Genomic DNA, 22,823 nt, shown 5'->3' with positions numbered 1-22,823 from the left:
CGGGGCGGGAATGTCGGGGCGCTCCTCCCGGTCCGGGGAGCGTCCGGTCAGGCGATGCTCCACTTCTGGTTGTCGGTGCCCGCGCAGCTCCACAGTTGCAGCCAGGCGCCGTTGCCCCGGTTGTTGTCCTTGATGTCGACGCACTTGCCGACGACGGTGTTGACCAGGTCGTGGCTGGCGTTCAGCACGAACTTCTGGGCGGCGGCGCCGTTGCACCGGGCGATCTGGACGGGGGTGCCGTCGTTGAAGTTCGCGTTGGCCACGTCCATGCACAAGCCCCCGATGCGGATGGTGCCGTCGGAGGCGAACTGCCACCTCTGCGCCGCGCCGTTGTTGCACTCGTGGACGATCAGCTGTTTGCCGTCGCTGAAGTCGACGTTCGGGACGTCGACGCAGCGGCCCGAGAAATGACTGCGCAGGGAGAGGGGTGAACCGAGGGTGACACCCGAACCGGCCTTCGCCGGCTGGTCGTTGCCGTTGTCGCCGGGCTGTGTGTCGCCGTCCTGCGACTTCGGCTGGTCCTGCGGGCCGGAGTCGGTCTTCGGCGGGTTCTGGGCCTCGCCCTTGCTGCCGTCACCCTTGTCGTTCTTGTCGCCGTTCCCGCCCTGCGCCGGCGCCGAGGGGGAGGCGGGTGCGTCCTTCACCGGCTTCCCGGGCTTGGCCGGGCTCTTCGCGCCGTCACCAGGCGAGCCCGCGTCCGGCGAAGCGGCCACGAAATCGCCCGGTGCCTCCTGCGCGTTCCCGCCGAGGACGGTTCCCCCGGCCGCCGACGCCTTGCCGCCCTTGTCGTCGTCCCCGCCGAGCACCAGGAACGGCACCGACACGAGCAGCGCCCCCGCGACCGCCGCCCCGGCCAGCACCGCCCTGCCCGGCCGTCCCACCGGTCCGGTCGGCTGCTGGGGCCGGTCGATCGCGGTCGCCGACATGGTCCGCACGAGCGCGGGCAGCCGGCTCTTGGCCGCGGCGGCGGCACCGGGGTCGGGGTCGGCCTCGGGCTCGGACTGGGTGGCGGAGGCGGCCTCGCGGTCGGGGTCGGCCTCGGGCTCGGACTGGGTGGCGGAGGCGGCCTCGCGGTCGCGGTCGGGGTCGGGCCCGGACTGGGTGGCGGAGGCGGCCTCGCGGTCGGGGTCGGCCTCGGGATCGGCGACCTTCGTACCGGTTTCGGATCTGGTCTCCGCCTCGACCTCGACCTCCGCCTCCGCCTCCGCCTCCGCGGACTCGCGCCGGCTCACGGATCCAGGTTCCGTCTCGGAGGTTCCCGTCTTCGCCTTCGGGGACTCGAACCCGCCTTCACGCTCGGGCTCGGCGAGGGCGGCCGTCACAGCGGTCGTACCGACGGCGGTCTTCCCCTCGGCGGTCTTCCCGTCGCCGGTCTTCCCGTCGTCGGCTCCGGACTCCGCGCGCGCCGCCGGGGACGTGGAGGGCTGCTCAGCGGGACGGGTCACGGGGTCCTCCCTGTGATGTGGGGCCAGGGTGCGCATAAGTTGTCGGTCGGGTCCGTGGAGGGGTCCGCGGCCGGAGCGCCGGTACGGTCCACCGTGCCGACGGGATCCCCGGGGACCGCCTCCGCCACGGCATCCACCGCGGACGTCCCCTCGTCGCCCACCCCGCGCCCGGAACCGGCGCCGGGCTTGGGTTCGGGCTCGGGCTCGGGCTCGGGAAGGCTGTCCGCCGGCACGAGCAGGGGGGCCGCGGCCCCGGCGTTGACCATCAGGAAGGTGCCGGAACCGCTCAGTGAACGGGCCAACTCCCGGACGGGGAGCGTGTCATGGTGAAGTGCCGCGGACATGAACGCGTGGGCCGGCGAGGTGAACAACAGCACCACCGGCGCCCCGTCCCGCCCGGTGGCCGTGAGCGGTCCGCCGTCCGGTCCGCGCACCACGGAGACCTCCGCCTCCGCGAGCGCCGCGAGCGCCGCGTCCACCGAGCCGTAGCCGGTGGCGGCCCGCTGCGCCGCCGCGTCCACCGGGTCGGTGGGCTCCGGCCAGCCGAGCACCCGTGCCGAGGGCCGGTACACCGGGTTGGCGCGGTACTCCCCCACGCCCCCGCTCTCGTCCGACTGCCACTCCCCCAGCACCGCCCATTCCGGCGGTGTCCGCTCCTCGGTCCACTCCGGGTCCACCATCCCGATCCAGTGCCCCGGCGCGCGGCGGGCGGCGGCCCGCACGGCCTCGGGAATCCCGGGTATGTCAGGGGCGTCGGCGGCCTCGGTGGTGCCGGAGGCGGTGGCCGGGCCGGACGCCTCGGGTGACACCGGCGGGCCGCCGAGCGTGGCCTCTTGCCGATCTGCGGGCCGCATCTCCACCTGAACTCTTGGATCCGTACGAACTCTTGGGTGCCGAACGGCATGCGCACACACCGACGCTGCTCAGCCGGGGAGTCAACAGGATGCCACACGCCCCCCGCCCGCGGGGGTCCGCGGAAGATCCGTATCGGGCTCCCGCGTGCCCGTTCCCTGCCCGGTCGCAGCACTTTCCGGGAGCAGTACGGCGAGGGCGGACAAGGGGCGGGCCCGTCGGGGCGTTGGGGTGGGCGCGTCCCCGCGACGGACCAAGTCGGTTACGCCGCCGGACTCCGCGACGTACGGCGCCGGGTGGGCAGTCCCGGGGGACTCGGCGGCGCGGCGGTGCTCCGGGGCTCGCACGCTCCCGCTTCGTCACCGGACCACGCTCACCGTGGACGCGGGTGGGCGGCGCGGTGAACGGGTCCGCCCGTGACACTCCCGCACGGCACGGCCGCTCAGCCGACTTCCTGGCGGCCGGTGAGCGCCTTCGCCGCGACCCGGCGCCCGGGACGGATTCGCACAGGTAAAGAGCGTGTGACGAAACCGTTGACGGAACCATGGCCCCCGCTTATCTTCTGACCGAATTCACGAACCACGTTCGAAATCACGGACAGGGATGGTCCAGCATGCCGACGTCGTCAGAGCAGCCCCCCGCCAGACGCCACAGATCCCTGATCCTGTGCGTGCTGGCCGTCCTGGTCGCCATGGTGTCGGCGACGACCCCGGCCACCGCCGCCGAGGGCCGCCCGTACACCAACCCGATCAAGTCGCAGAAGGGCGCCGACCCCTGGCTCGAGTACTACAACGGCAACTACTACCTGGTCACCACGTCCTTCACCGGCGTGCTGACCATGCGGAAGTCGCCGACCTTGGCCGGCCTCTCCACCGCCGCCAGCGTCCAGGTCTTCAGCGACACCACCGCCACCCGCAACACCAACATCTGGGCGCCCGAGATCCACTTCCTCGACGGCCGCTGGTACCTGTACTACTCCGCCGGACAGAGCGGCGTCGCCTGCTGCGACTCCCAGCGCACCCATGTCCTGGAGAGCGCGGGCACCGACCCGATGGGCCCGTACACCTACAAGAACCAGCTCAGCGGCTCCAATCTCGCCCCCGGCGGCTGGCTCATCGACGCCACCGTCCTGAAGGCGAACAACAGCCTGTACATGATCGGCAGCGGCTTCATCAACGGCAGCAGGCAGAGCCTGGTCATCGCGCCGATGAGCAACCCGTACACGCTGGCCAGCAGCACCTTCACCATCATCTCCAGCCCCACCGCGAGCTGGGAGACCTCGGGCGGCGCGGTCAACGAGGGGCCTGAGCCGCTCTACCACGACGGCCGCACCTTCCTCACCTTCTCCGCCAGCCACTGCCAGACCGCGGACTACAAGCTGGGGCAGCTGGAACTGACCGGCACCGACCCGCTGAACCCCACCTCCTGGACGAAGAAGTCCACGCCGGTCTTCCAGCGCAATGACGCGGCGAGCGTCTACGGTCCCGGCCACAACGGCTTCTTCAGCTCGCCGGACGGCACCGAGAACTGGATCGTCTACCACGCCAACGACACCGCGAACGGCGGCTGCGGCAACGGCCGTACCACGCGGGCGCAGAAGTTCACCTGGAACGCGGACGGCACACCGAACTTCGGCACCCCGGTCGCGCTCGGCACGACCCTGCCCGGCCCCGCGGGCGAGACCGCGGCGACCCCGACCGCGTACACCCTGGTGAACCGCAACAGCGGCAAGTGCCTGGACGTCGAGGGCGGCAACACCGCGGACGGCACGAACATCTTCCAGTGGACCTGCACCGGCGGCGCCAACCAGAAGTGGCGCGTCGAGGACCTCGGCAACGACACGAGCCGGCTGGTCAACGTCGCCACCGGCAAGGTCGCGGACACCACGGGCTGCGCGACGGCCGACGGCACGGACATCAAGCAGTGGTCCTGGCTGAACAACAACTGCCAGAAGTTCCGCCTCGTCCACACGGCCACCGGTGACTACGTCCGGATCGTGAACGAGAACAGCGGCAAGGTCGCCGACGTCGCCAACTGCGGTACCACGAACGGGACCGACGTACGGCTGTGGACCTGGCTGAACAACAACTGCCAGCAGTGGCGCCTCGTCCCCACGACCTGACCTCTCTTCCCGCCCCGCACCTCGTGATCTGGAGAGACCTCTTGAGACGCAACGCCGTACGCCTGCTCCTGGCCGGGCTGGTCGCCCTCGCGGCCTGTCTGGTCGGCCCGGGCCCCACCGCCCAGGCCGCCGTGCCGGACTCCCCCGCCGTCAGCTACACCAACCCGATCGCGGAACAGCGGGCCGACCCGCACATCTTCAAACACACGGACGGCTACTACTACTTCACCGCGACCGTCCCCGCGTACGACCGCATCGTGCTGCGCCGGGCGACCACCATCCAGGGCCTGAAGACCGCCGCGGAGACGACGATCTGGACCAAGCACGCCAGCGGTGTGATGGGCGCGCACATCTGGGCGCCGGAGATCCACTTCATCGACGGCAAGTGGTACGTGTACTTCGCGGCCGGCGCCACCAACGACATCTGGGCGATCCGGATGTACGTCTTGGAGGGCACCGGCGCCAACCCGCTGACCGCCACCTGGGCGGAGAAGGGCCAGATCAAAACCCAGTGGGAGAGCTTCTCCCTGGACGCGACGACCTTCGTGGTGAACGGCGTGCGCTATCTGTCCTGGGCCCAGCGCGACCCGTCGGTCGACAACAACACCGACGTCTACCTCGCCAGGATGTCCAGCCCCTGGGCCATCACCGGCACCCCGGTCCGGCTGACCCGCCCCACCTACGCCTGGGAGACGGTCGGTTACAAGGTCAACGAGGGCCCGGCGGTGATCCAGCGCGGCGGCAAGGTGTTCATGTCGTACTCGGCGAGCGCCACCGACAGCAACTACTGCCTCGGCCTGCTGTCCGCCTCCGCGAGCGCTGACCTGCTCAACCCGGCGTCCTGGACCAAGAGTCCGACCCCGGTCTTCACCAGCAACGCGGCCACCGGCCAGTACGGTCCGGGCCACAACTCCTTCACCGTCTCCGAGGACGGCAAGTCCGACATCCTCGTCTACCACGACCGCGACTACAAGGACATCACCGGTGATCCGCTGAACGACCCCAACCGCCGCACCCGCGTGCAGAAGCTCTACTGGAAGGCCGACGGCACCCCCGACTTCGGCATCCCGGTGGCCGACGGGGTCACCCCGCAGCGCCTGTCGTCGTACAACTTCCCGGACCGTTTCGTCCGCCACTACGACTACCGCGCCCGCGTCGACGCCAATGTCAGCCCGCTCGCGGACTCCCAGTTCCGGACCGTCGCCGGCCTGGCCGGCAGCGGCACCGTGTCGCTGGAGTCGGCCAACTTCCCCGGCTACTACCTGCGGAGCAACGCGAGCTTCGAGGTCCGGCTGGAGAAGAACGACGGCACGGCCCGGTTCGCCTCCGACGCCACCTTCCACCGGCGCGCGGGCCTCGCGGACTCGGCGGGCGTCTCCTACGAGTCGTACGCCTCCGCCGGCCGGTACCTGCGCCACTACACCTACCTGCTGTACACGCAGCCGGTGAGCACGGCCACGGACCGGGCGGACGCCACGTTCTACGGCCAGTGACCGGCGTCCGGGGAGGGGCCCTCAACCCGGCCCCTCCCCCGGTGTCGTAGGAGGGGCCCTCACCCCGGCCCCTCCCCGGTGTCGTAGGCGGCCTCGATGGGCCGTTCGTCGACGAGGACCCGCCCCCGCGGCGGTCCGGTCAGCAGTGCGCGGACGGCGGTCAGGACATCGGGCGCCACATGGTCCGCGCGCGTCGCCTCCCGCTGCGGGGTCCGGTCGGACGGGACGAGGATGCCGTGGCCGCCCGCCCGGCGTGCGGCCTCGACGTGCGCGCCGAGGTCGCCGACCACGACGCAGTCCGCCGGGGCCGTGCACACCCGTCCGGCCGCCCACAGGATCAGCCCCGGTTCGGGTGCGCGGCAACGGCAGCCGTCGTCCGGGCCGTGCGGGCACACGCCCCACACGTCGAACGGGCCGAGGAGGTCGTCGACGTGCCGGTCGACGCGCCGCACGTCGGCGTCGCTCAGCAGCCCACGCGCCACGGCGGGCTGGTCGGTGAGCACCCCGGTGCTGATCCCGTGCAGCCGCAGCAGCCCGACCGCCTCCCGGGCGCCGGCGACCGGGCGAATCCGGCCGGGGTCGGCGTTGTCCGGGACGTCCTCGACGAGGACGCCGTCCCGTTCGAACAGCACGGCCTTCACATGGCTCACGGCCCCGCCTCCTCGCTCGCGTTCACTCGTGTTCTCCCGCGTCCCCCCGGGTAACCTCCCGCCGGCCGCTCATGCCCCGGCCGGCCGGCGAGCGGGATCAGGGCACCGTGCGCCCCGGACACGCCTCCTCGCCCATGACCCGCTGGGCCAGGAGTGTGAGCCGTATACGAATATCCCGCTGAGCAGCTCAGACTCCCTACGATCGTCCTGTGGTCACCTTCCAGCTCGAACGCACGGCCCCGCTCTCCCCCGACGAAGCCTGGCGCCGCCTCACGGAGTGGCCCCGCCACGCCGCGACGGTCCCCCTGACCAGCGTCGTCGTGATCACGCCTCCGCCGACGGACGCGGGCACGGTCTTCGTGGCCCGCACGGGGGCCGGTCCGCTCTCCTTCGACGACCGGATGGAGGTCACGGTGTGGCGCCCGCCGACGGAGGACGAACCGGGCTTCGTCCGGCTGGAGAAGCGGGGCCGGGTGGTCAGGGGGTGGGCCGAGATCGAGGTGCGGCCGGGGCCCGGGGGACGGGCGCGGGTGGTCTGGCGGGAGGAACTCCGGGTACGCCTGCTGCCCTCGCTCTTCGACCCCCTGCTGGGGGCGGCCGCGCGGTCGGTCTTCGGCCGGACCGTCAACCAGTTGCTCAGGCACCCCTGACGGCGGACGGAAGCTGATGGCAGCGCGGTCCGGAGGGCCGCTCGCCGGCCGGTTCAGGCCACCGATCCGATCCGTCCCGTCCGCTCCGCCGACCGCTGTGCGACGTCGTGGTGGATCGGTGTGTGCGCCCCGGTCAGCGGGACCCCGCTGCCGCCCCGCCGGGCGGCGACGATCTCGGCGGCGATCGACAGGGCCGTCTCCTCCGGCGTGCGGGCGCCCAGGTCGAGGCCGATCGGGGACCGCAACCGCGTCAACTCACTCTCGCGCACGCCGACTTCGCGCAGGCGGGCGGCGCGGTCCAGGTGGGTGCGGCGGGAGCCCATCGCGCCGACGTACGCCACCGGGAGCCGCAGGGCGAGCTTCAGCAGGGGAACGTCGAACTTGGCGTCGTGGGTCAGGACGCACAGGACCGTGCGGGCGTCGACCTCCGTGCGTTCCAGATACCGGTGCGGCCACTCGACGACGATCTCGTCGGCCTCCGGGAAGCGGGCCCGGGTGGCGAACACCGGGCGCGCGTCGCACACCGTCACATGGTGGCCCAGGAACTTGCCGACGCGCACCAGCGCCGACGCGAAGTCGATCGCGCCGAAGACGATCATCCGGGGCGGCGGCACCGAGGACTCGACGAGCACCGTGAGCGGGGAGCCGCAGCGCGCGCCCTGTTCGCCGATCTCCAGGGTGCCGGTGCGGCCCGCGTCCAGGAAGGCGCCGGCCTCCGCGGCGACCGTGCGGTCCAGTTCGGGGTGGGCGCCGAAGCCGCCCTCGTACGTGCCGTCCGGGTGGATCAGCATCGCGCGGCCCACGAGGTCGGCGGGACCGGACACGATCCGGGCCGCGGCCGCCGGCCGGCCGTGCGCGGCGGCGTCGAGTGCCGCCGCGACCACCGGGCGGACCCGGTCGCCCGCCCGGACCGGTGTGACGAGGATGTCGATGACGCCGCCGCAGGTCAGGCCGACGGCGAAGGCGTCGTCGTCGCTGTAGCCGAAGCGTTCCAGGACGGACTCGCCGTCCGTGAGCGCCTGTCGGCACAGTTCGTAGACCGCGCCCTCCACACAGCCGCCGGAGACCGAGCCGATCGCCGTGCCGTCGGCGTCCACCGCGAGGGCGGCGCCGGGCCGGCGGGGCGCGCTGCCACCGACGGCCACCACGGTGGCCACGGCGAAGTCGCGTCCCTGCCCGACCCACCGGTGGAGCTCTTCGGCGATGTCCAGCATGTGTCTCGGTCTCCTTGGCGGTGAGGGTGGAGGGCTTCGCGGCCAGGACGCCTAGGGGGTGTTTTGAAAAGTCCCGCACAGGACTTTTCAAAACACCCCCTAGTGCACGCCCAGCCAGCTCTCGATCGGGGCGAGGGCGAAGTAGACCAGGAAGATCGCGGTCAGCCCCCACATGAAGGCGCCCATCTCCCGTGCCTTGCCCTGGGCGGTCCTGATGGCGGTGTACGAGATCACTCCGGCCGCGACGCCGGCGGTGATGGAGTACGTGAACGGCATGATCACGACGGTCAGGAAGACGGGGATCGCGGTGGCGCGGTCGGCCCAGTCCACATGGCGGGCGTTCGTCATCATCATCGCGCCGATGACGACCAGGGCGGCGGCGGCGACCTCGCCCGGCACGATCGCCGTGAGCGGCGTGAAGAACAGACAGGCCGCGAAGAACAGCCCGGTGACGACGGAGGACAGGCCCGTGCGGGCGCCCTCGCCGACGCCGGTCGCCGACTCGACGAACACCGTCTGGCCCGAGGCGCCCGCCACGCCGCCGATCGCACCGCCCGCGCCGTCGATGAACAGCGCCCGGGACAGGCCCGGCATCCGGCCCTGCGCGTCGGCCAGTTCCGCTTCCGTGCCGACGCCGATGATGGTGGCCATGGCGTCGAAGAACCCGGCCAGCACGAGGGTGAACACGATCATGCCGACGGTCATCGCGCCGGCCTCGCCCCAGCCGCCGAACTCGACGTCGCCGAAGACCGAGAAGTCGGGCAGGGAGACCGCGCCGCCGTGCAGTTCGGGGGCGCCGCTCGCCCACTGCTTCGGGTCGATGACGTCCAGCGCGTTGAGGAGCACGGCGAGTACGGTGCCGCCGACGATGCCGAGCAGGATCGCGCCGGGGACCCCGCGGGCCTGGAGCATGAAGATCGCGAGGAGGGTTACGGCGAAGAACAGCACCGGCCAGCCGGCCAGTTCGCCCGCGGGTCCGAGGGAGACGGGGGTCGCCTCGCCCCGGTGGACGAAGCCGGCCTTGTAGAAGCCGATGAGGGCGACGAACAGGCCGATGCCCATGGTGATCGCGTGCTTGAGCGCGAGCGGGATCGCGTTCATGATCATCTCACGCAGGCCGGTGACGACCAGCAGCATGATGACGACGCCGTACAGCACGCACATGCCCATCGCCTGCGGCCAGGTCATGTGGGGCGCGACCTGCGAGGCAAGCACTCCGGAGACGGACAGGCCGGCGGCCAGGGCCAGCGGCACCTTGCCGAGGAACCCCATCAGGAGCGTGCTGAGGGCGGCGGCGAACGCGGTCGCGGTGATCAGTGCCGGCCGGCCGAGGGTGTCTCCCGCCACGTCCTCGCCGGACAGGATCAGGGGGTTGAGCAGGAGGATGTACGCCATCGCCATGAAGGTGGTGACGCCGCCGCGCACTTCGCGCGCGACCGTCGAGTTCCGCCGGGATATGTGGAAGTACCGGTCGAGCCAGGACCTGCCGGCCGGGACGCGGGTTCCTTCGCCCGCGTCGTCGGCCGTGGTCCCGGATTCCAGTGACTGCTGGGTCATGTGGCCTGCTCCCAAGGTTCACAGGGGCACCCGTACGCCGCCGACGGCGTACGGGATGTGGGGAGGTGCACGACCCGGGGGACGGCCCGAGACGGACAACGGGAAGGCGGGGGACCCGGTCCCCCGCGGGACTCAGGTTCCCGTGAGGTGTTCGGGACGTACCGGCGTCCTGTTCAGCTCCAGACCGGTCGCCGCGCGGATCGCCGCGAGGACCGCCGGCGTCGACGACAGGGTGGGGGCCTCACCGACGCCGCGCAGCCCGTACGGGGCGTGGTCGTCGGCGAGTTCGAGCATGTCGACCGGGATGGTCGGCGTGTCGAGGATGGTGGGGATGAGGTAGTCCGTGAAGGAGGGGTTCTTGACCTTCGCCGTCCTCGGATCGACGACGATCTCCTCCATGACGGCCATGCCCAGCCCCTGGGTCGTGCCGCCCTGGATCTGCCCGAGGACGGACAGCGGGTTGAGCGCCTTGCCGACGTCCTGGGCGCAGGCCAGCTCGATGACCTTCACCAGGCCGAGTTCCGTGTCGACCTCGACGACGGCGCGGTGCGCGGCGAAGGAGTACTGCACATGGCCGTTGCCCTGCCCGGTGCGCAGGTCGAAGGGTTCGGTCGGCCGGTGCCGCCACTCCGCCTCCACCTCGACGGCCTCGTCCTCCAGGACGTCGGCCAGGCCGGCGAGGACCTCGCCGCCGTCGGTGACGACCTTGCCGCCCTCCAGCACCAGTTCGGCGGTCGCCCAGGCGGGGTGGTAGGAGCCGAACTTGCGCCGCCCGATCTCCAGGACCTTCTCCCGGACCAGTTCGCAGGAGTTCTTGACGGCGCCGCCGGTGACGTACGTCTGCCGTGACGCGGACGTCGAACCGGCGCTGCCGACCTGGGTGTCGGCCGGCTGGATCGTCACCTGGGCGACGCCCAGCTCGGTGCGGGCGATCTGCGCGTGCACGGTGACCCCGCCCTGCCCGACCTCCGCCATCGCGGTGTGCACGGTCGCCACCGGCTCCCCGCCGACGACCTCCATGCGCACCCGGGCGGTCGAGTAGTCGTCGAAGCCCTCGGAGAAGCCGACGTTCTTGATGCCGACCGCGTAGCCCACCCCGCGGACGACGCCTTCGCCGTGCGTGGTGTTGGACAGCCCGCCGGGCAGCTGCCGTACGTCGGCGCCCTCGCTGGACTCCCACTGGCGCTCCGGGGGCATCGGCATCGCCTTGACGCGGCGCAGGAGTTCGGCGACCGGCGCCGGGGAGTCGACGGGCTGGCCGGTCGGCAGCAGCGTGCCCTGCTCCATGGCGTTCCGCTGCCGGAACTCCACCGGATCCATGCCGAGCCGCTCGGCCAGCTTGTCCATCTGCGCCTCGTAGGCGAAGCAGGCCTGCACCGCGCCGAAGCCGCGCATCGCGCCGCAGGGCGGGTTGTTGGTGTAGAGGGCGATGGCCTCGATCTCCACGTCGTCGACGACGTAGGGGCCCGCGCCGAGCGAGGCGGCGTTGCCGACGACGGCCGGGGAGGCGGAGGCGTACGCTCCGCCGTCGAGCACGATCCGGGCCTTGAGGTGGGTGAGCTTGCCGTCCTTCGTCGCCCCGTGCTCGTAGGACAGCTTGGCCGGGTGGCGGTGGACGTGGCCGAAGAAGGACTCGAACCGGTTGTAGACGATCTTGACGGGCCGGCCCGTGCGCAGGGCCAGCAGGCAGGCGTGGATCTGCATCGACAGGTCCTCACGGCCGCCGAACGCGCCGCCGACACCGGACAGCGTCATCCGCACCTTGCGCTCGGGCAGGCCGAGGACGGGCGCGATCTGGCGCAGGTCGGAGTGGAGCCACTGGGTGGCGACGTAGAGGTGGACGCCGCCGTCCTCGTCGGGCACGGCGAGGCCGGACTCGGGGCCGAGGAACGCCTGGTCCTGCATGCCGAAGGTGTACTCGCCCCGGACGACGACATCGGCCTTGCTCGCGGCCTCCGCCACGTTCCCGCGGACCACCGGCTGCCGGTGGAGGATGTTCGGATGCGGCACATGACCGATGTGGTGGTCGTCGCGGCCCTCGTGGACCAGGATCGCGTCCGGCGCGGTCGCGGAGGCCTCGTCGGTGATGACCGGGAGTTCGCGGTACTCGACCTTGATCTTGGCGGCGGCGCGGCGGGCGGTCTCGGGGTGGTCGGCGGCGACGACGGCGACCGGCTCTCCGTGGTGGCGGACCTTGCCGTGCGCGAGGACCGGGGTGTCCTGGATCTCCAGGCCGTAGGTCCGCACGTCGGTCGGCAGGTCGTCGTACGTCAGGACGGCGTGGACGCCGGGCAGGGCCAGCGCCTCGGAGGTGTCGATGGACACGATCTCGGCGTGCGCGACCGGGGAGCGCAGGATCTGTCCCCAGAGCATGTCCTCGTGCCACATGTCGGACGAGTACGCGAACTCGCCGGTGACCTTGAGGGTGCCGTCCGGGCGGAGCGTGGACTCGCCGATGCCGCCCTTGGTGCCGGAACCCTGGGTGAGCTTGGTGGGAGTGCCGATGGGGGCGCTGTCGGTGGGCATGCTCAGACCGCCTCTCCCTGCCGGGCGGCCGCCAGGCGGACCGCGTCCATGATCTTCTCGTAGCCGGTGCAGCGGCACAGGTTGCCCGAGAGCGCCTCGCGGATGTCCGCGTCGGTCGGATTCGGGTTGTGCTCCAGCATCTCGTCGGCCGCGACCAGCAGCCCGGGGGTGCAGAAGCCGCACTGGACGGCGCCGGCGTCGATGAACGCCTGCTGGACGGGCGAGAGTTCGGTGCCCTCGCCGGTGTGCGAGTCCTGGCCTTCGGCGGCCCAGCGACGGGCCTGCTCCAGCGAGGTGCCGCAGGCTCCCGTCCCGCAGGAGCGCTGTCTGGCGTACTCGGCGAGCCCCTCGACGGTGCCGACCTCCCGGCCCTCCACCTGTCCGGCGGCGACCAGGCAGGAACACACCGGCACCCCGTCCAGGCGGACGGTGCACGATCCGCACTCGCCCTGCTCGCAGGCGTTCTTCGATCCGGGCAGGCCGAGCCGCTCGCGCAGCACGTACAGCAGGGACTCGCCCTCCCACACGTCGTCGGCTACCTGCGGACGGCCGTTGACCGTGAAACTGACGCGCATCAGGCGACTCCCTCGCTGCGGGCGGCGGTGCCGCGGTACGACTCCCAGGTCCAGGTCAGCGTGCGGCGGGCCATGACGCCGACCGCGTGGCGCCGGTAGCTCGCGGTGCCCCGGACGTCGTCGATCGGGTTGCAGGCGGCGGCGCACAGGTCCGCGAACTGCTTGGCGACCGACGGGGTGATGATCTTCCCGTTGTCCCAGAAGCCGCCTTCGTCGAGGGCCGCGTTCAGGAACTCCTCCGCGGCCTTCGCCCGGACCGGCGTGGGCGCGGCCGAGCCGATCCCCGTCCGCACGGTCCGCGTCGCGGGATGCAGCGCGAGCCCGAAGGCGCACACCGCGATGACCATGGCGTTGCGCGTACCGACCTTGGAGTACTGCTGCGGCCCGTCGGCCTTCTTGACGTGCACGGCCCGGATGAGCTCGTCGGCGGCGAGCGCGTTGCGCTTCACGCCGGTGTAGAAGTCGTCGATCGGGATCAGCCGCGACCCCCGCACCGACTCGGCCTCGACGTGCGCGCCCGCCGCCAGCAGGGCGGGGTGGGCGTCGCCGGCCGGGGAGGCCGTGCCGAGGTTGCCGCCGACGCCGCCGCGGTTGCGGATCTGCGGGGAGGCGACCGTGTGCGAGGCGAGGGCCAGGCCCGGCAGCTCGGCCCGCAGCCGGTCCATGATCCTCGCGTACGGGACGGAGGCACCGAGCCGCACGCTGTCCTCGCCGACCTCCCACTCGTAGAGGTCGCCGACGCGGGTGAGATCGAGGAGGTACTCGGGCCGGCGGTGGTCGAAGTTGATCTCGACCATCACATCGGTGCCGCCCGCGATCGGTACAGCGGTGGGGTGCTCGGCCTTCGCGGCGAGCGCCTCCTCCCAGCTGGCGGGGCGAAGGAAGTCCATGCCGGCTCTCTTCTTCGTCTCGTGGGTCGTACGGAGTGAGCCAGTCCGTGTGCGGCGGGCGCGGCTCGTTCATGTGCTGTTCACGCTCGGTCAGGCCAGTACACAGCGCCGTCCGCCGACCGGGTCAGTCACGGAAACCATGAAGGAGTTGGCTGGCCAGGGAGGTCATCTTGTAGATTCGTATGAACACAGGCCATCGGAAACCCCTTCGTTCTCCCGCGGAAACGCGAGACGCGCCCCGCGTGACCTGGGACACAGTCCGAAGGCGGAGAGCGCCCGAGCCCACCTCCGGGGCCCGCCTCCTTCCCGACAAGCCCCTCAGACTTCATCGTAGTTTTCGAGACAAGGAACGGCGGCGACGAGAATGCGGCTGCGCGCACTGCTGGACACCGACGCGCTGGGCCTGCGGCTGCTCGGCGGCGAGGACGAGCTGGACCGCTCCGTGCGGGGCGTGATGACCACCGACCTGCGCGACCCCAGCCGCTACCTCTCGGGCGGCGAACTGGTGCTCACCGGCCTGGCCTGGCGCCGGAACGCGGCGGACTCCGAGCCGTTCGTACGGATCCTGGCGCAGGCCGGCGTGGCCGCCCTCGCCGCCGGCGAGGCCGAGCTCGGCGAGGTCCCCGGCGATCTCGTCGTCGCCTGCGCCCGCCACCGGCTCCCCCTCTTCGCCGTGCACGAGTCGGTGGCCTTCGCGACGATCACCGAGCACGTCGTACGGCAGGTCTCCGGCGAACGGGCCGGAGACCTCGCGGCCGTGGTCGACCGGCACCGCCGGATGATGATCTCGGGTCCGGCGGGCGGCGGCCCGGAGGTCGTCCTGGACCTGCTCGGCTCGGACCTGGACCTGCGGGCGTGGGTGCTGTCCCCGACCGGCCGCCTGATCGCGGGCCCGAAGATCCCGGGCCCCGCCCTGCCCGCCGACGTCCGCGCGAAGCTGGCGGCCGAGCACCTGGCGGCGGTCCGCACCGGCCGCCGCGGCCCCCACCGCGTCACCCTCGGCCCCACCGCCTACTCGCTCTTCCCGGTCCGTGGCGGCGGCCGCGCCCCGCAGGTCTCCCGGGACCCGCGCGAGACGATGCTGTCGGACTGGCTGCTGGCCGTGGAGGCGGACGCCGGGGACTGGCCCGAGGAACGACGGGACCTGCTGGAGGGCGTCACCCAGCTGATCGCCGTGGAACGCGACCGCCGGGACGCGTCCCGCGCGGTCCGCCGCCGCCTGGCGCAGGAGGTCCTGGAGCTGGTGCAGACGGGAGCCGCCCCCGCCGAGATCGCCGCCCGGCTGCGGGTGGCCGCACCGGTGCTGCTGCCCGGCCTCGGCGCGGCCCCGCAGTGGCAGGTGGTCGTGGCCCGCGTCGAAGGGCAGGGCGGCGGCCCGGCGGCGCAGTCCCTGCTGGAGGAGATCCTGGCCGACCCGCACGCCGCCGGCACCGAGCCCACCGACCGCGTCGCGGTGGCCCACACGGACGACGAGGCCGTCGCCCTCGTCCCCCTCCCGGCGGTCTCCTCGGAGCACGACGGCTCGGAGGCGGGCATCCTGGCCGACGTCCTGCTGGAGTCCGTACGGGACCCCCTGGCGGCCGGCCTCGACGACGACGGCCGGGTCAGTCTCGGGGTGAGCGCGTCCGTCCACTCGGCGGAGGGCCTGCGCGGCGCCCTGGAGGAGGCCCGGCACGCCCGCCGCGTGGCGGCGGCCCGCCCCGGCCGGGTGTGCGCGGCGGGCCACCACGAGCTGGCCTCGCACGTGCTCCTGCTCCCCTTCGTCCCCGACGACGTCCGCCGCGCCTTCACCGCCCGCCTCCTGGACCCGCTGCGCGACTACGACCGTCGCCACCGCGCCGAACTGATCCCCACCCTGGAGGCATTCCTCGACTGCGACGGCTCCTGGACCCGCTGCGCCACCCGTCTCCACCTGCACGTCAACACACTGCGCTACCGCGTCGGCCGGATCGAGCAGTTGACGAGCCGCGACCTGTCACGCCTGGAGGACAAGCTGGACTTCTTCCTGGCACTGCGCATGAGCTGACACCCCGAGGGCCGCCCCGTCCCACGACTTTGTGAAATCCTTCACCCGCCCCCTTGGCCGGGCGTGCGGATTCGTGCTGAGATGCGGCCACCAACCAAAGCTCGATGGCGTGCTCGGGGAGGGCAACGTGGCGCACACCGCCATGTCTGGCTACGGAACGACCGCGGGCGACGATCCACTGCAGACCGCGGTATGGCGGCTGCGCTCACGCGCCTGCTGGGCCGACGCGGCCGCCCTGCTCCAGCCGGTCACCGCGCCGGCCGCGCTGCAACGGGCCGCGCTGCTGGTGGAACGGTGCCTGTACACCGAGCAGGGCTGGGAGGAGGCCGAGGACGCGCTGCGCACGGCGGAGGCCCTGGCCCACGGTGACGACGAGCGGGGCGCGGCGGCCTGTGAACGCGGGCACCTCGCGTACGCGGCCACCCTGCACGGCGTCCGCGACCGGGCCGACGAGGCGCGGGCCGCGCTGGGGCGGGCGGCGGCGCTGATCACGCCGGGGGCGCCGCGGCGGGCCCTGCTCGACTTCCGCCGGGGCCTGCTCGCGGAGAACCTGACCGGCTCCCCGCAAGCCGCGCGTGCCGCGTACCGGCGGGCCCACGCGGGCGCGACCGCCCACTCCGACGCGCTCCTCCTCTCCTTCACCTGGCGCCACCTCGCCGGACTCGCCCTGCGCGAGGGAGAGTTGGCGGAGGCGCGACACGGCTTCGCCGAATCCCTGCGGATCCGGGAGGAGTTGGGCTACCTCGTGGGTACGGCGCCCGCGTTGGCGTCCCTGGCCGACGCGGAGACGGAGCCGGAGGCGACGCGGTTGCGGGAGGAGGCGCGGCGGTTGTACCGACTCCTCGGGGGCGTACCGACGTGGCTCTCCCACCAACTGGCCCCACCGGCGGCAACGGCCTAGCCCTGCACCGCCCGGCCTCTCCTCCGGGGGCTCCGCCCCCCGGACCCCAGCTCACTCGCCCAGCGAAGCGGCCCGTGTTCTGGGGGCCGCCGCCCCCAGACCCCCGCATCGGCCCTGAAGGGGCCTCGTCCTCAAACGCCGGACGGGCTGAGATCACCTGTCCCGGCACCGCAAACGCGGCCACCTCCGGGCAGCCCCTTCCGGGTGGATGCGGAGACCCTGAACGGGCTGAGACCGCCGGAACCGAAACCGGAACCGGAACCACACCCCCTCCGAGCAGGTACGGCAAACCCTGAACGGGCTGAGACCGCCGAAACCGAAACCGAAACCGGAGCCGAAACCGGAACCGGAACCACACCCCCTCCGAGCAGGTACGGCAAACCCTGGAGGGGCTGGAATTGCCTGGCCCGGCGCTGGCAGAGGTGCGGCGCCAGGCGAGCGCACGTGCCGCCGCACTCGCGTACGGCGGGAAGGGGACGTGCCGGGGGGTGCCCGCCCGCAGCGGATGGCGCGTCAACGCCCTCCACTTCACAAGCACCCGATTCCGCGCCAGACCGAGGACGGACACCCCCCGGCGCGGCCCCGCCCCACAACGCGACCGGACGCGCTACGCGCACCCCGAAGCACCCGCACAGGCCGCCGCAGGCATCCCACCCTCAGCCGCCCAGCCGCCCAGCCGCCCAACCGCAGCCGCTCAGCCGCCCCTCAGCCCACCCCGACGAAATGCTCCCCCACCAACGACCGCACCACATCCACGTCCCGCGCGATCAAGGCCTCCAGCAGCGCCATGTGCTCCGCCGCGTCCGCGACCAGCTCGGCCCGCCCCCGCGCCCTGGGCCCGCCCATCAACGGCCACTGGGCCCGGCGGTGCAGCTCCTCGGCGATCTGCACCAGCTGCTCGTTGCCCGCGAGCGTCAGCAGCGCCCGGTGGAAGGACCGGTCCGACTCCGCGTACGTGGCCGGGCACCCGGAGGACGCCGCCCGCACCGTCGCCTCGGCGAGCGGCCGCAGCTCGGCCCACCGCTCCGCCGGCACCGTACGGGCCAGCCGCAGCATCACCGGCACCTCGATCAGCGCCCGCACCTCCGCCAGCTCCGCCAGCTCCCGCGCCCCGCGCATCACCACCCGGAACCCGCGGTTCGGCACGACCTCCACCGCGCCTTCCAGCGCGAGCTGCTGCATCGCCTCCCGCACGGGCGTCGCGGAGACCCCGAACCGCTCTCCGAGCGCGGGCGCCGAGTACACCTCGCCGGGCCGCAGCTCCCCCGCGACCAGCGCGGTGCGCAAGGCGTCGAGGATCTGCCCACGCACGGAGGACCGCTGCACGGCCGCCCGAGGCCCAGCCCCCACCCCGGACCCTGCCTCGCCCCCCGCCCCGGCCCGGTGCAACGGCGGCTCACTGTGCGTGTGCTCACCTCGCACCGCCCCGGACCCGCCGTACCGCCCCCGGTCCGCACCCCCACCCATGCCCACACCCACACCCACACCCACGCCCGCGTCCACATCCGCAGCCGTCGGCTGCGCCGGCACCCGCACCGCACCGCAGGCAGGATCCGGAACCCCCGTCCCGGCGAAGCCCTGCATGCCCTGCTTCACGGGTCCTCCTCCGGACGTGTCGGTACTTGGGGCCATTAACGGCGGCTTGTTACTCACCCGTCAAGCACCTTAGGCGCAGAAGCCGACAGTTCAAATCCCGACCATTCAGGTAAGGTAAGCCTCACCTTCAGGCGACAGCGAATCGGTGGTCCCGTATGCCCACACCGGCACCCGCACCCGCACCCGCACCCGCACTGGCACCGACACCTGCCTCCACCCCCACCGACACGCCCGCGCCCACCCCCGCCCCGCCCTCGGCCGTCGCCGACGCCTACATACGCGTCGCCGGCGTCCTGCCGAGTCTCACCGTCACGGAACTCGCCCCCGGACAGCGCCCCCCGAGGGGCGGCGGCTGGGTCACCGCCGCCGCCCTCGCCGAGGGCGGCCCGGGCCTGGACGCCTTCCTGTCCTGGGACGACGCCCAGATCCGGCGCGACCACGGCCACCCCGCCCGCCCGGACGTCACCGCGAGCTTCGGCCTGCACCGCTACGCCTGGCCCGCCTGCCTGCTGATCACGGCCCCCTGGTTCCTCCAGCGCCGGGTCCCCCGCTACCCCGTGACCCAGGTCGCGTACGACCGCACCGAGGGCCCCATGGCCTTCGCCGTGCGCCCCGGCCCCTTCGCCTGCCTCCCGGACGACCCGGCGGCGTCGCACCCCGCCGCCAGGGTCGTCCCGGACGAGGACGCCCTGCGCGCCGAGGTCCGGGACGCGGTCGCCGAGCACATGGAGCCCGTCCTGGCCGGCTTCGGCCCGCGCATGCGCCGCCGCGGCCGCGCCCTGTGGGGCATGGTGACCGACGAGATCGTCGAGAGCCTGTGGTACGTCGCCGAACTGCTCGGCGAGCACGAGCACCGGCGAGCCGAGCGGGAACTCGGGCTCCTCCTGCCGGGCGCCACCAAGCCGTACGTCGGCTCCGCGGCCTTCCGCCGGCTGACCGGACCGAGCGGCGAGCCGCTGCGCACCCGGGACCGGGCGAGCTGCTGCATGTTCTACACGCTGGTACCCGAGGACACCTGCGTCACCTGCCCGCGCACCTGCGACGCGGACCGGATCACCAAGCTCACCGCCGCCGCCGCGAGTTGAGGAACCCTCAGCCGACGGCCCAGCGCTGCCTCCCACGGACCACGCACCCAACCCCCGGCGCGGGGGCCGCTCTGTGTCCCGTAAGATCACCGCGAACAAGACATCCACCCGGTTACAGGCACTTCACAACTTCCTCACCGGTCGCGGGAACTTTCCGTGGAACCACCCGTACGGGTAGTCTTATTCGAACTCAAATCCCGCCCCTCAAGCGGCAGTTCGAGCAGAAAGCCGCCCTGCGCAATCCCTTGCACTCCCTTGGCGGCCTCTTGCCCCGAAACCCCCTGAGGGCCGATCGGATTGGGCCACTATGGCGGGCGTTACGCCCTATCCCAATGCAAGGGACCCCAGATGAGACTGACCGACATATCGCTGAACTGGCTGCTTCCGGGCGCCGTGCTGCTCCTGGGCATGCTGGCGGCGGTGGCGGTGCTCGCGCGCGGCAAGCGCTCCTCCGGGGGGAACGCGAGCGCGGACGACTCGTGGGAGCGCACCGAGGAGCGCCGCAGGCGCAAGGAGGCCGTCTACGGCACCGCCTCCTATGTGCTGCTGTTCTGCTGCGCGGCGGTGGCCGCCGCCCTCTCCTTCCACGGTCTGGTCGGCTTCGGCCAGCAGAACCTGAACCTGTCCGGCGGCTGGGAGTACCTGGTCCCGTTCGGCCTGGACGGCGCGGCGATGTTCTGTTCCGTGCTCGCGGTGCGCGAGGCCAGCCACGGTGACGCGGCGCTCGGCTCCCGGATACTCGTGTGGACGTTCGCGGGCGCCGCGGCCTGGTTCAACTGGGTGCACGCGCCCCGGGGCCTGGGCCACGCGGGCGCCCCGCACTTCTTCGCCGGCATGTCCCTGTCGGCGGCCGTCCTGTTCGACCGCGCGCTGAAGCAGACCCGCCGTGCCGCCCTGCGTGAGCAGGGCCTGGTGCCGCGTCCGCTGCCGCAGATCCGCGTGGTCCGCTGGATGCGGGCGCCGCGCGAGACGTACAAGGCGTGGTCGCTGATGCTGCTGGAGAACGTGCGCAGCCTGGACGAGGCCGTCGACGAGGTGCGCGAGGACAAGCGTCAGAAGGATGCGGCCCGACTGCGCCGCCGCGAGCAGGAGCGGGTCGAGCGGGCGCAGCTCAAGGCGATCAGCCGGGGCCACCGCGGGTTCGTCGGCCGCGGCCGGCAGCTGGAGGGGCAGGCCGCCCTGGAGCGGGCTTCGGACCGAGTCACCGCGGAGCCTGCCATATCGACCGCGGAGCAGCTGCCCGTGCGCGCGCGTCCCTCCCTCCAGCCGGTCCGCAAGGGATCTGAGACCGGTACCGTCGACCTCACCGCGGAGGACGACACAATGGCTCTGCCGCGCCTCGACTCGCTCGAGCGCAAGCTGAAGGACCTTGAGCAGCAGTTCGGCTGATACCTCAGCGGACACACGGGAGCGGGGCGCGGCTCGCCCGAGCCGGGCCCCGCTCCCGTGTCCGGTCACGCACTCAGGCGACGCCCGCGTCCAGCTCGAACCACACTGCCTTCCCCACCCCGTGCACCCGTACGCCCCACGCGTCCGCGAGGGACTGCACCAGCACCAGGCCCCGCCCGTGCGTACCGTCGCCGGTGTCGGGTCCGCACAGCCTGGGCCGGCGGGCGACGAAGTCCCGCACCTCCACCCTCAGTCCACGGGGTCCGACGGTGGCCGTCAGGACCGCGTCGTGGTCGGTGTGGACCAGCGCGTTGGTGACGAGTTCGCTGGTCAGCAGTTCCGCGATCTCGGATCGTCCGGGCCTGCCCCAGTGCCGTAACAGCTCCCGCAGGGCCTTGCGCGCCTCGGGCACCGCGCCCAGGTCCGCCCGCCCGAGTCTGCGGTTGAGCTGCGGCACCGACGCCTCGTCCCGGGCACTGTCGGTCTTGTCCTCCACTGTCTCCGCCGAGAAGGCCCCTGGCGCCGTGGGACCGCCTCCTCGTGCCTGCCTCTTCATGACCCCCGCCCGCGTGCCGATGTCGGTTCCCCTCCTGCTCGAACACGTTCACGGCAATCCATGCCCATTGGCTCACCGGGCAGTCATGTCGAGTCCTCGACGACCAGGTGTTCGGCCATCCTGCGGCTCCCCTGGTCGCGCCCCCGCGCCGACAGTGGACGCGGGGGTCCCGGACGGGTGCGGAACCCCCCCACCGAGCCCTCCGAACCGCCGAGGGAGCCGCCGTGCACGACGACCGCACACTGGTGGCAGTCCGCCTGGACGTGCCCTGCGCCAGTTCGTCCGGCCGGCCCGGTACGGGGCGCGCGTACCGCTGGTCCTGTCCGTGTGGCACGTGCCGGGCGAGCCCGTGCCCGTGGATCAGGCTCTGCAGGCCGCCTACGAGCCGTTCTCGACCGGCCCGGAGACGGAGTGGGGAAAGCCCTGGTCGACGAGCGGGTTCCGGCTGGAGGGGCGGGTGCCCGAGGAGGGGGCGGGACGCCGGGTGGAGGCGGTGCTCGACCCGGGATTCACGGGGACGGCCCCGGTTCCCAGGCCGAGGGGCTGCTGTAGGACGCCGCCGGGGTGCCGTTGAAGGGCATCCACCCGCGCGACCGTCACCTGTCCGTCGCGTCCCCGGCGGGCGGGGGCGAGGCGGTGCGTCCGCTCCTGGCGGCGGCGGCCGACCCGGCCGTCCTGCGGGACTTCGAGCCCACGCGGCCGGGAGACGTCCTGACCACGGGCGGCGGGCCACTCCACCGGTTCCGCTCCGCCGGCCTCGCCGTCCTCGACGAGGAGGTGTGGCACCTGGTCCTGGACGTCGAGGTGCGGTCCGAGCTGACGCGCGAGCTGCCCATGGACCGCGCCCGCCGGCACCAGATCCTTGCGCGGGCCGGCGGACGTGCTCGACGTGCTCGACCTGCACGACGTGGCCGGTACGGCGACCGCGGCCCGTGCCGCCCTCACCGACGCCCTGTCCCGGCCCGCGTCGGCGAACGCGCACCGGATCCCGGCGGCCGGGCACGCCCACATCGACTCGGCGTGGCGGTGGCGGCTGCGGGAGACGGTCCGCAAGACCTCGCGGACGTTCGCCGACGTCACCGCGCTGGCCGCCGACCACCCGGAGCCGGTGTTCGCCTGCTCGCAGGCCCAGCCCGCAGCTCGCGAAACTGGCCGGAATCCGCTGGTTCCGCACCCGGAAACCGAGCTGGAACCAGTCCGACCGGATGCCCCACCACACCCTCTGGTGGGACTCGCCCGCGCCGAACGCGACGTGGCCGACAAGGGCCGCGCCACGCCGGTGCGGGGGCCGCCCGC

17 protein-coding genes and 1 pseudogene are annotated in these 22,823 nt (G+C 72.8%); 8 read left to right on the top strand and 10 right to left on the bottom strand.

The window, feature by feature from the left end; translation table 11 throughout:
* Window positions 1–47: 47 nt before the first annotated feature.
* A complete protein-coding gene (locus QQS16_RS31620) occupies window positions 48–1,445 on the bottom strand; it encodes a ricin-type beta-trefoil lectin domain protein (RefSeq protein ID WP_286065465.1) in 1,398 nt (465 codons plus the stop codon).
* Window positions 1,442–2,299, bottom strand: coding sequence for a type VII secretion system-associated protein (locus QQS16_RS31615; protein ID WP_286065464.1), 858 nt, complete (start codon window positions 2,297–2,299; stop codon window positions 1,442–1,444). Before QQS16_RS31615 ends, QQS16_RS31620 begins: the two co-directional genes overlap by 4 nt.
* A 689-nt stretch (window positions 2,300–2,988) precedes the next feature.
* On the opposite strand from QQS16_RS31615, the gene QQS16_RS31610 reads away from it, so the two are divergent.
* Both QQS16_RS31610 and QQS16_RS31605 read left to right on the top strand, forming a co-directional pair.
* On the top strand, window positions 2,989–4,419 hold the full coding sequence (locus QQS16_RS31610; protein WP_502963934.1) for a family 43 glycosylhydrolase: 1,431 nt from the start codon (window positions 2,989–2,991) through the stop codon (window positions 4,417–4,419).
* A 41-nt stretch (window positions 4,420–4,460) separates the two neighbouring features.
* Entirely contained in the window at window positions 4,461–5,912 is a 1,452-nt protein-coding gene (locus QQS16_RS31605) for a family 43 glycosylhydrolase (RefSeq protein WP_502963866.1), read from the top strand.
* Between the two features lie 59 nt (window positions 5,913–5,971).
* Here QQS16_RS31605 and QQS16_RS31600 read toward each other — a convergent pair whose 3' ends face one another.
* Window positions 5,972–6,562 carry an HAD-IIIA family hydrolase gene (locus tag QQS16_RS31600; RefSeq protein WP_286065462.1) on the bottom strand — a complete coding sequence of 197 codons (591 nt, stop codon included), beginning with the start codon at window positions 6,560–6,562 and terminating at the stop codon, window positions 5,972–5,974.
* A gap of 209 nt (window positions 6,563–6,771) precedes the next feature.
* Between QQS16_RS31600 and QQS16_RS31595 the strand changes: the two genes are divergently transcribed.
* On the top strand, window positions 6,772–7,212 hold the full coding sequence (locus QQS16_RS31595) for an SRPBCC family protein (protein WP_286065461.1): 441 nt from the start codon (window positions 6,772–6,774) through the stop codon (window positions 7,210–7,212).
* A 53-nt stretch (window positions 7,213–7,265) separates the two neighbouring features.
* Here the strand turns inward: QQS16_RS31595 and QQS16_RS31590 are convergent, their stop codons facing one another.
* The 5 genes from QQS16_RS31590 to QQS16_RS31570 form a co-directional block, all read right to left on the bottom strand.
* Complete coding sequence (locus QQS16_RS31590; protein ID WP_286065460.1) at window positions 7,266–8,426, bottom strand: XdhC family protein; 1,161 nt, start codon at window positions 8,424–8,426, stop codon at window positions 7,266–7,268.
* 99 nt (window positions 8,427–8,525) lie between these two features.
* Window positions 8,526–9,983 (bottom strand): NCS2 family permease, encoded by a 1,458-nt coding sequence (locus QQS16_RS31585; protein ID WP_286065459.1) that lies wholly within the window; start codon window positions 9,981–9,983, stop codon window positions 8,526–8,528.
* Window positions 9,984–10,115: 132 nt separating this feature from the next.
* Complete coding sequence (gene pucD, locus QQS16_RS31580; RefSeq protein WP_286065458.1) at window positions 10,116–12,509, bottom strand: xanthine dehydrogenase subunit D; 2,394 nt, start codon at window positions 12,507–12,509, stop codon at window positions 10,116–10,118.
* Window positions 12,510–12,511: 2 nt separating this feature from the next.
* On the bottom strand, window positions 12,512–13,084 hold the full coding sequence (locus QQS16_RS31575; protein WP_286065457.1) for a (2Fe-2S)-binding protein: 573 nt from the start codon (window positions 13,082–13,084) through the stop codon (window positions 12,512–12,514).
* Window positions 13,084–13,974 (bottom strand): FAD binding domain-containing protein, encoded by an 891-nt coding sequence (locus QQS16_RS31570; RefSeq protein ID WP_286065456.1) that lies wholly within the window; start codon window positions 13,972–13,974, stop codon window positions 13,084–13,086. The genes QQS16_RS31575 and QQS16_RS31570 overlap by 1 nt, the downstream gene beginning before the upstream one ends.
* A 364-nt stretch (window positions 13,975–14,338) precedes the next feature.
* On the opposite strand from QQS16_RS31570, the gene QQS16_RS31565 reads away from it, so the two are divergent.
* Together QQS16_RS31565 and QQS16_RS31560 are read left to right on the top strand one after the other, a co-directional pair.
* Window positions 14,339–16,000, top strand: coding sequence for a PucR family transcriptional regulator (locus QQS16_RS31565; RefSeq protein WP_286065455.1), 1,662 nt, complete (start codon window positions 14,339–14,341; stop codon window positions 15,998–16,000).
* A 127-nt stretch (window positions 16,001–16,127) separates the two neighbouring features.
* Window positions 16,128–16,901 (top strand): hypothetical protein, encoded by a 774-nt coding sequence (locus tag QQS16_RS31560; protein ID WP_286065454.1) that lies wholly within the window; start codon window positions 16,128–16,130, stop codon window positions 16,899–16,901.
* A 705-nt stretch (window positions 16,902–17,606) separates the two neighbouring features.
* Here the strand turns inward: QQS16_RS31560 and QQS16_RS31555 are convergent.
* Window positions 17,607–18,497: a GntR family transcriptional regulator gene (locus QQS16_RS31555; RefSeq protein WP_286065453.1), complete on the bottom strand. Its 891-nt coding sequence runs from the start codon at window positions 18,495–18,497 to the stop codon at window positions 17,607–17,609.
* 155 nt (window positions 18,498–18,652) lie between these two features.
* Here QQS16_RS31555 and QQS16_RS31550 point away from each other — a divergent pair, with 155 nt between their 5' ends.
* Complete coding sequence (locus tag QQS16_RS31550; protein WP_286065452.1) at window positions 18,653–19,582, top strand: (2Fe-2S)-binding protein; 930 nt, start codon at window positions 18,653–18,655, stop codon at window positions 19,580–19,582.
* Between the two features lie 348 nt (window positions 19,583–19,930).
* Complete coding sequence (locus QQS16_RS31545; RefSeq protein ID WP_286065451.1) at window positions 19,931–20,971, top strand: DUF2637 domain-containing protein; 1,041 nt, start codon at window positions 19,931–19,933, stop codon at window positions 20,969–20,971.
* Window positions 20,972–21,044: 73 nt separating this feature from the next.
* Here the strand turns inward: QQS16_RS31545 and QQS16_RS31540 are convergent, their stop codons facing one another.
* Window positions 21,045–21,467 carry an ATP-binding protein gene (locus tag QQS16_RS31540; RefSeq protein ID WP_286065450.1) on the bottom strand — a complete coding sequence of 141 codons (423 nt, stop codon included), beginning with the start codon at window positions 21,465–21,467 and terminating at the stop codon, window positions 21,045–21,047.
* A gap of 284 nt (window positions 21,468–21,751) precedes the next feature.
* On the opposite strand from QQS16_RS31540, the pseudogene QQS16_RS31535 reads away from it, so the two are divergent.
* Window positions 21,752–22,759 (top strand): annotated as a pseudogene (locus QQS16_RS31535) (glycoside hydrolase family 38 N-terminal domain-containing protein); the annotation flags it as partial.
* Window positions 22,760–22,823: the final 64 nt, after the last annotated feature.

It is taken from the genome of Streptomyces sp. ALI-76-A, from assembly GCF_030287445.1.
GTDB lineage: Bacteria > Actinomycetota > Actinomycetes > Streptomycetales > Streptomycetaceae > Streptomyces.
The sequence above is the reverse complement of the archived record's forward strand: the minus strand, read 5'-3'. Positions and strand labels throughout refer to the sequence as shown.

What these genes read in the sequence shown, in the direction of transcription:
- QQS16_RS31570 (WP_286065456.1), bottom strand. Translation starts at nt 13,974, where the DNA reads ATGGACTTCCTTCGCCCCGCCAGCTGGGAGGAGGCGCTCGCCGCGAAG.
- QQS16_RS31610 (WP_502963934.1), top strand. Translation starts at nt 2,989, where the DNA reads ATGGTGTCGGCGACGACCCCGGCCACCGCCGCCGAGGGCCGCCCGTAC.
- QQS16_RS31545 (WP_286065451.1), top strand. Translation starts at nt 19,931, where the DNA reads ATGAGACTGACCGACATATCGCTGAACTGGCTGCTTCCGGGCGCCGTG.
- QQS16_RS31585 (WP_286065459.1), bottom strand. Translation starts at nt 9,983, where the DNA reads ATGACCCAGCAGTCACTGGAATCCGGGACCACGGCCGACGACGCGGGC.
- pucD (WP_286065458.1), bottom strand. Translation starts at nt 12,509, where the DNA reads ATGCCCACCGACAGCGCCCCCATCGGCACTCCCACCAAGCTCACCCAG.
- QQS16_RS31565 (WP_286065455.1), top strand. Translation starts at nt 14,339, where the DNA reads ATGCGGCTGCGCGCACTGCTGGACACCGACGCGCTGGGCCTGCGGCTG.
- QQS16_RS31615 (WP_286065464.1), bottom strand. Translation starts at nt 2,299, where the DNA reads ATGCGGCCCGCAGATCGGCAAGAGGCCACGCTCGGCGGCCCGCCGGTG.
- QQS16_RS31550 (WP_286065452.1), top strand. Translation starts at nt 18,653, where the DNA reads ATGCCCACACCGGCACCCGCACCCGCACCCGCACCCGCACTGGCACCG.
- QQS16_RS31590 (WP_286065460.1), bottom strand. Translation starts at nt 8,426, where the DNA reads ATGCTGGACATCGCCGAAGAGCTCCACCGGTGGGTCGGGCAGGGACGC.
- QQS16_RS31575 (WP_286065457.1), bottom strand. Translation starts at nt 13,084, where the DNA reads ATGCGCGTCAGTTTCACGGTCAACGGCCGTCCGCAGGTAGCCGACGAC.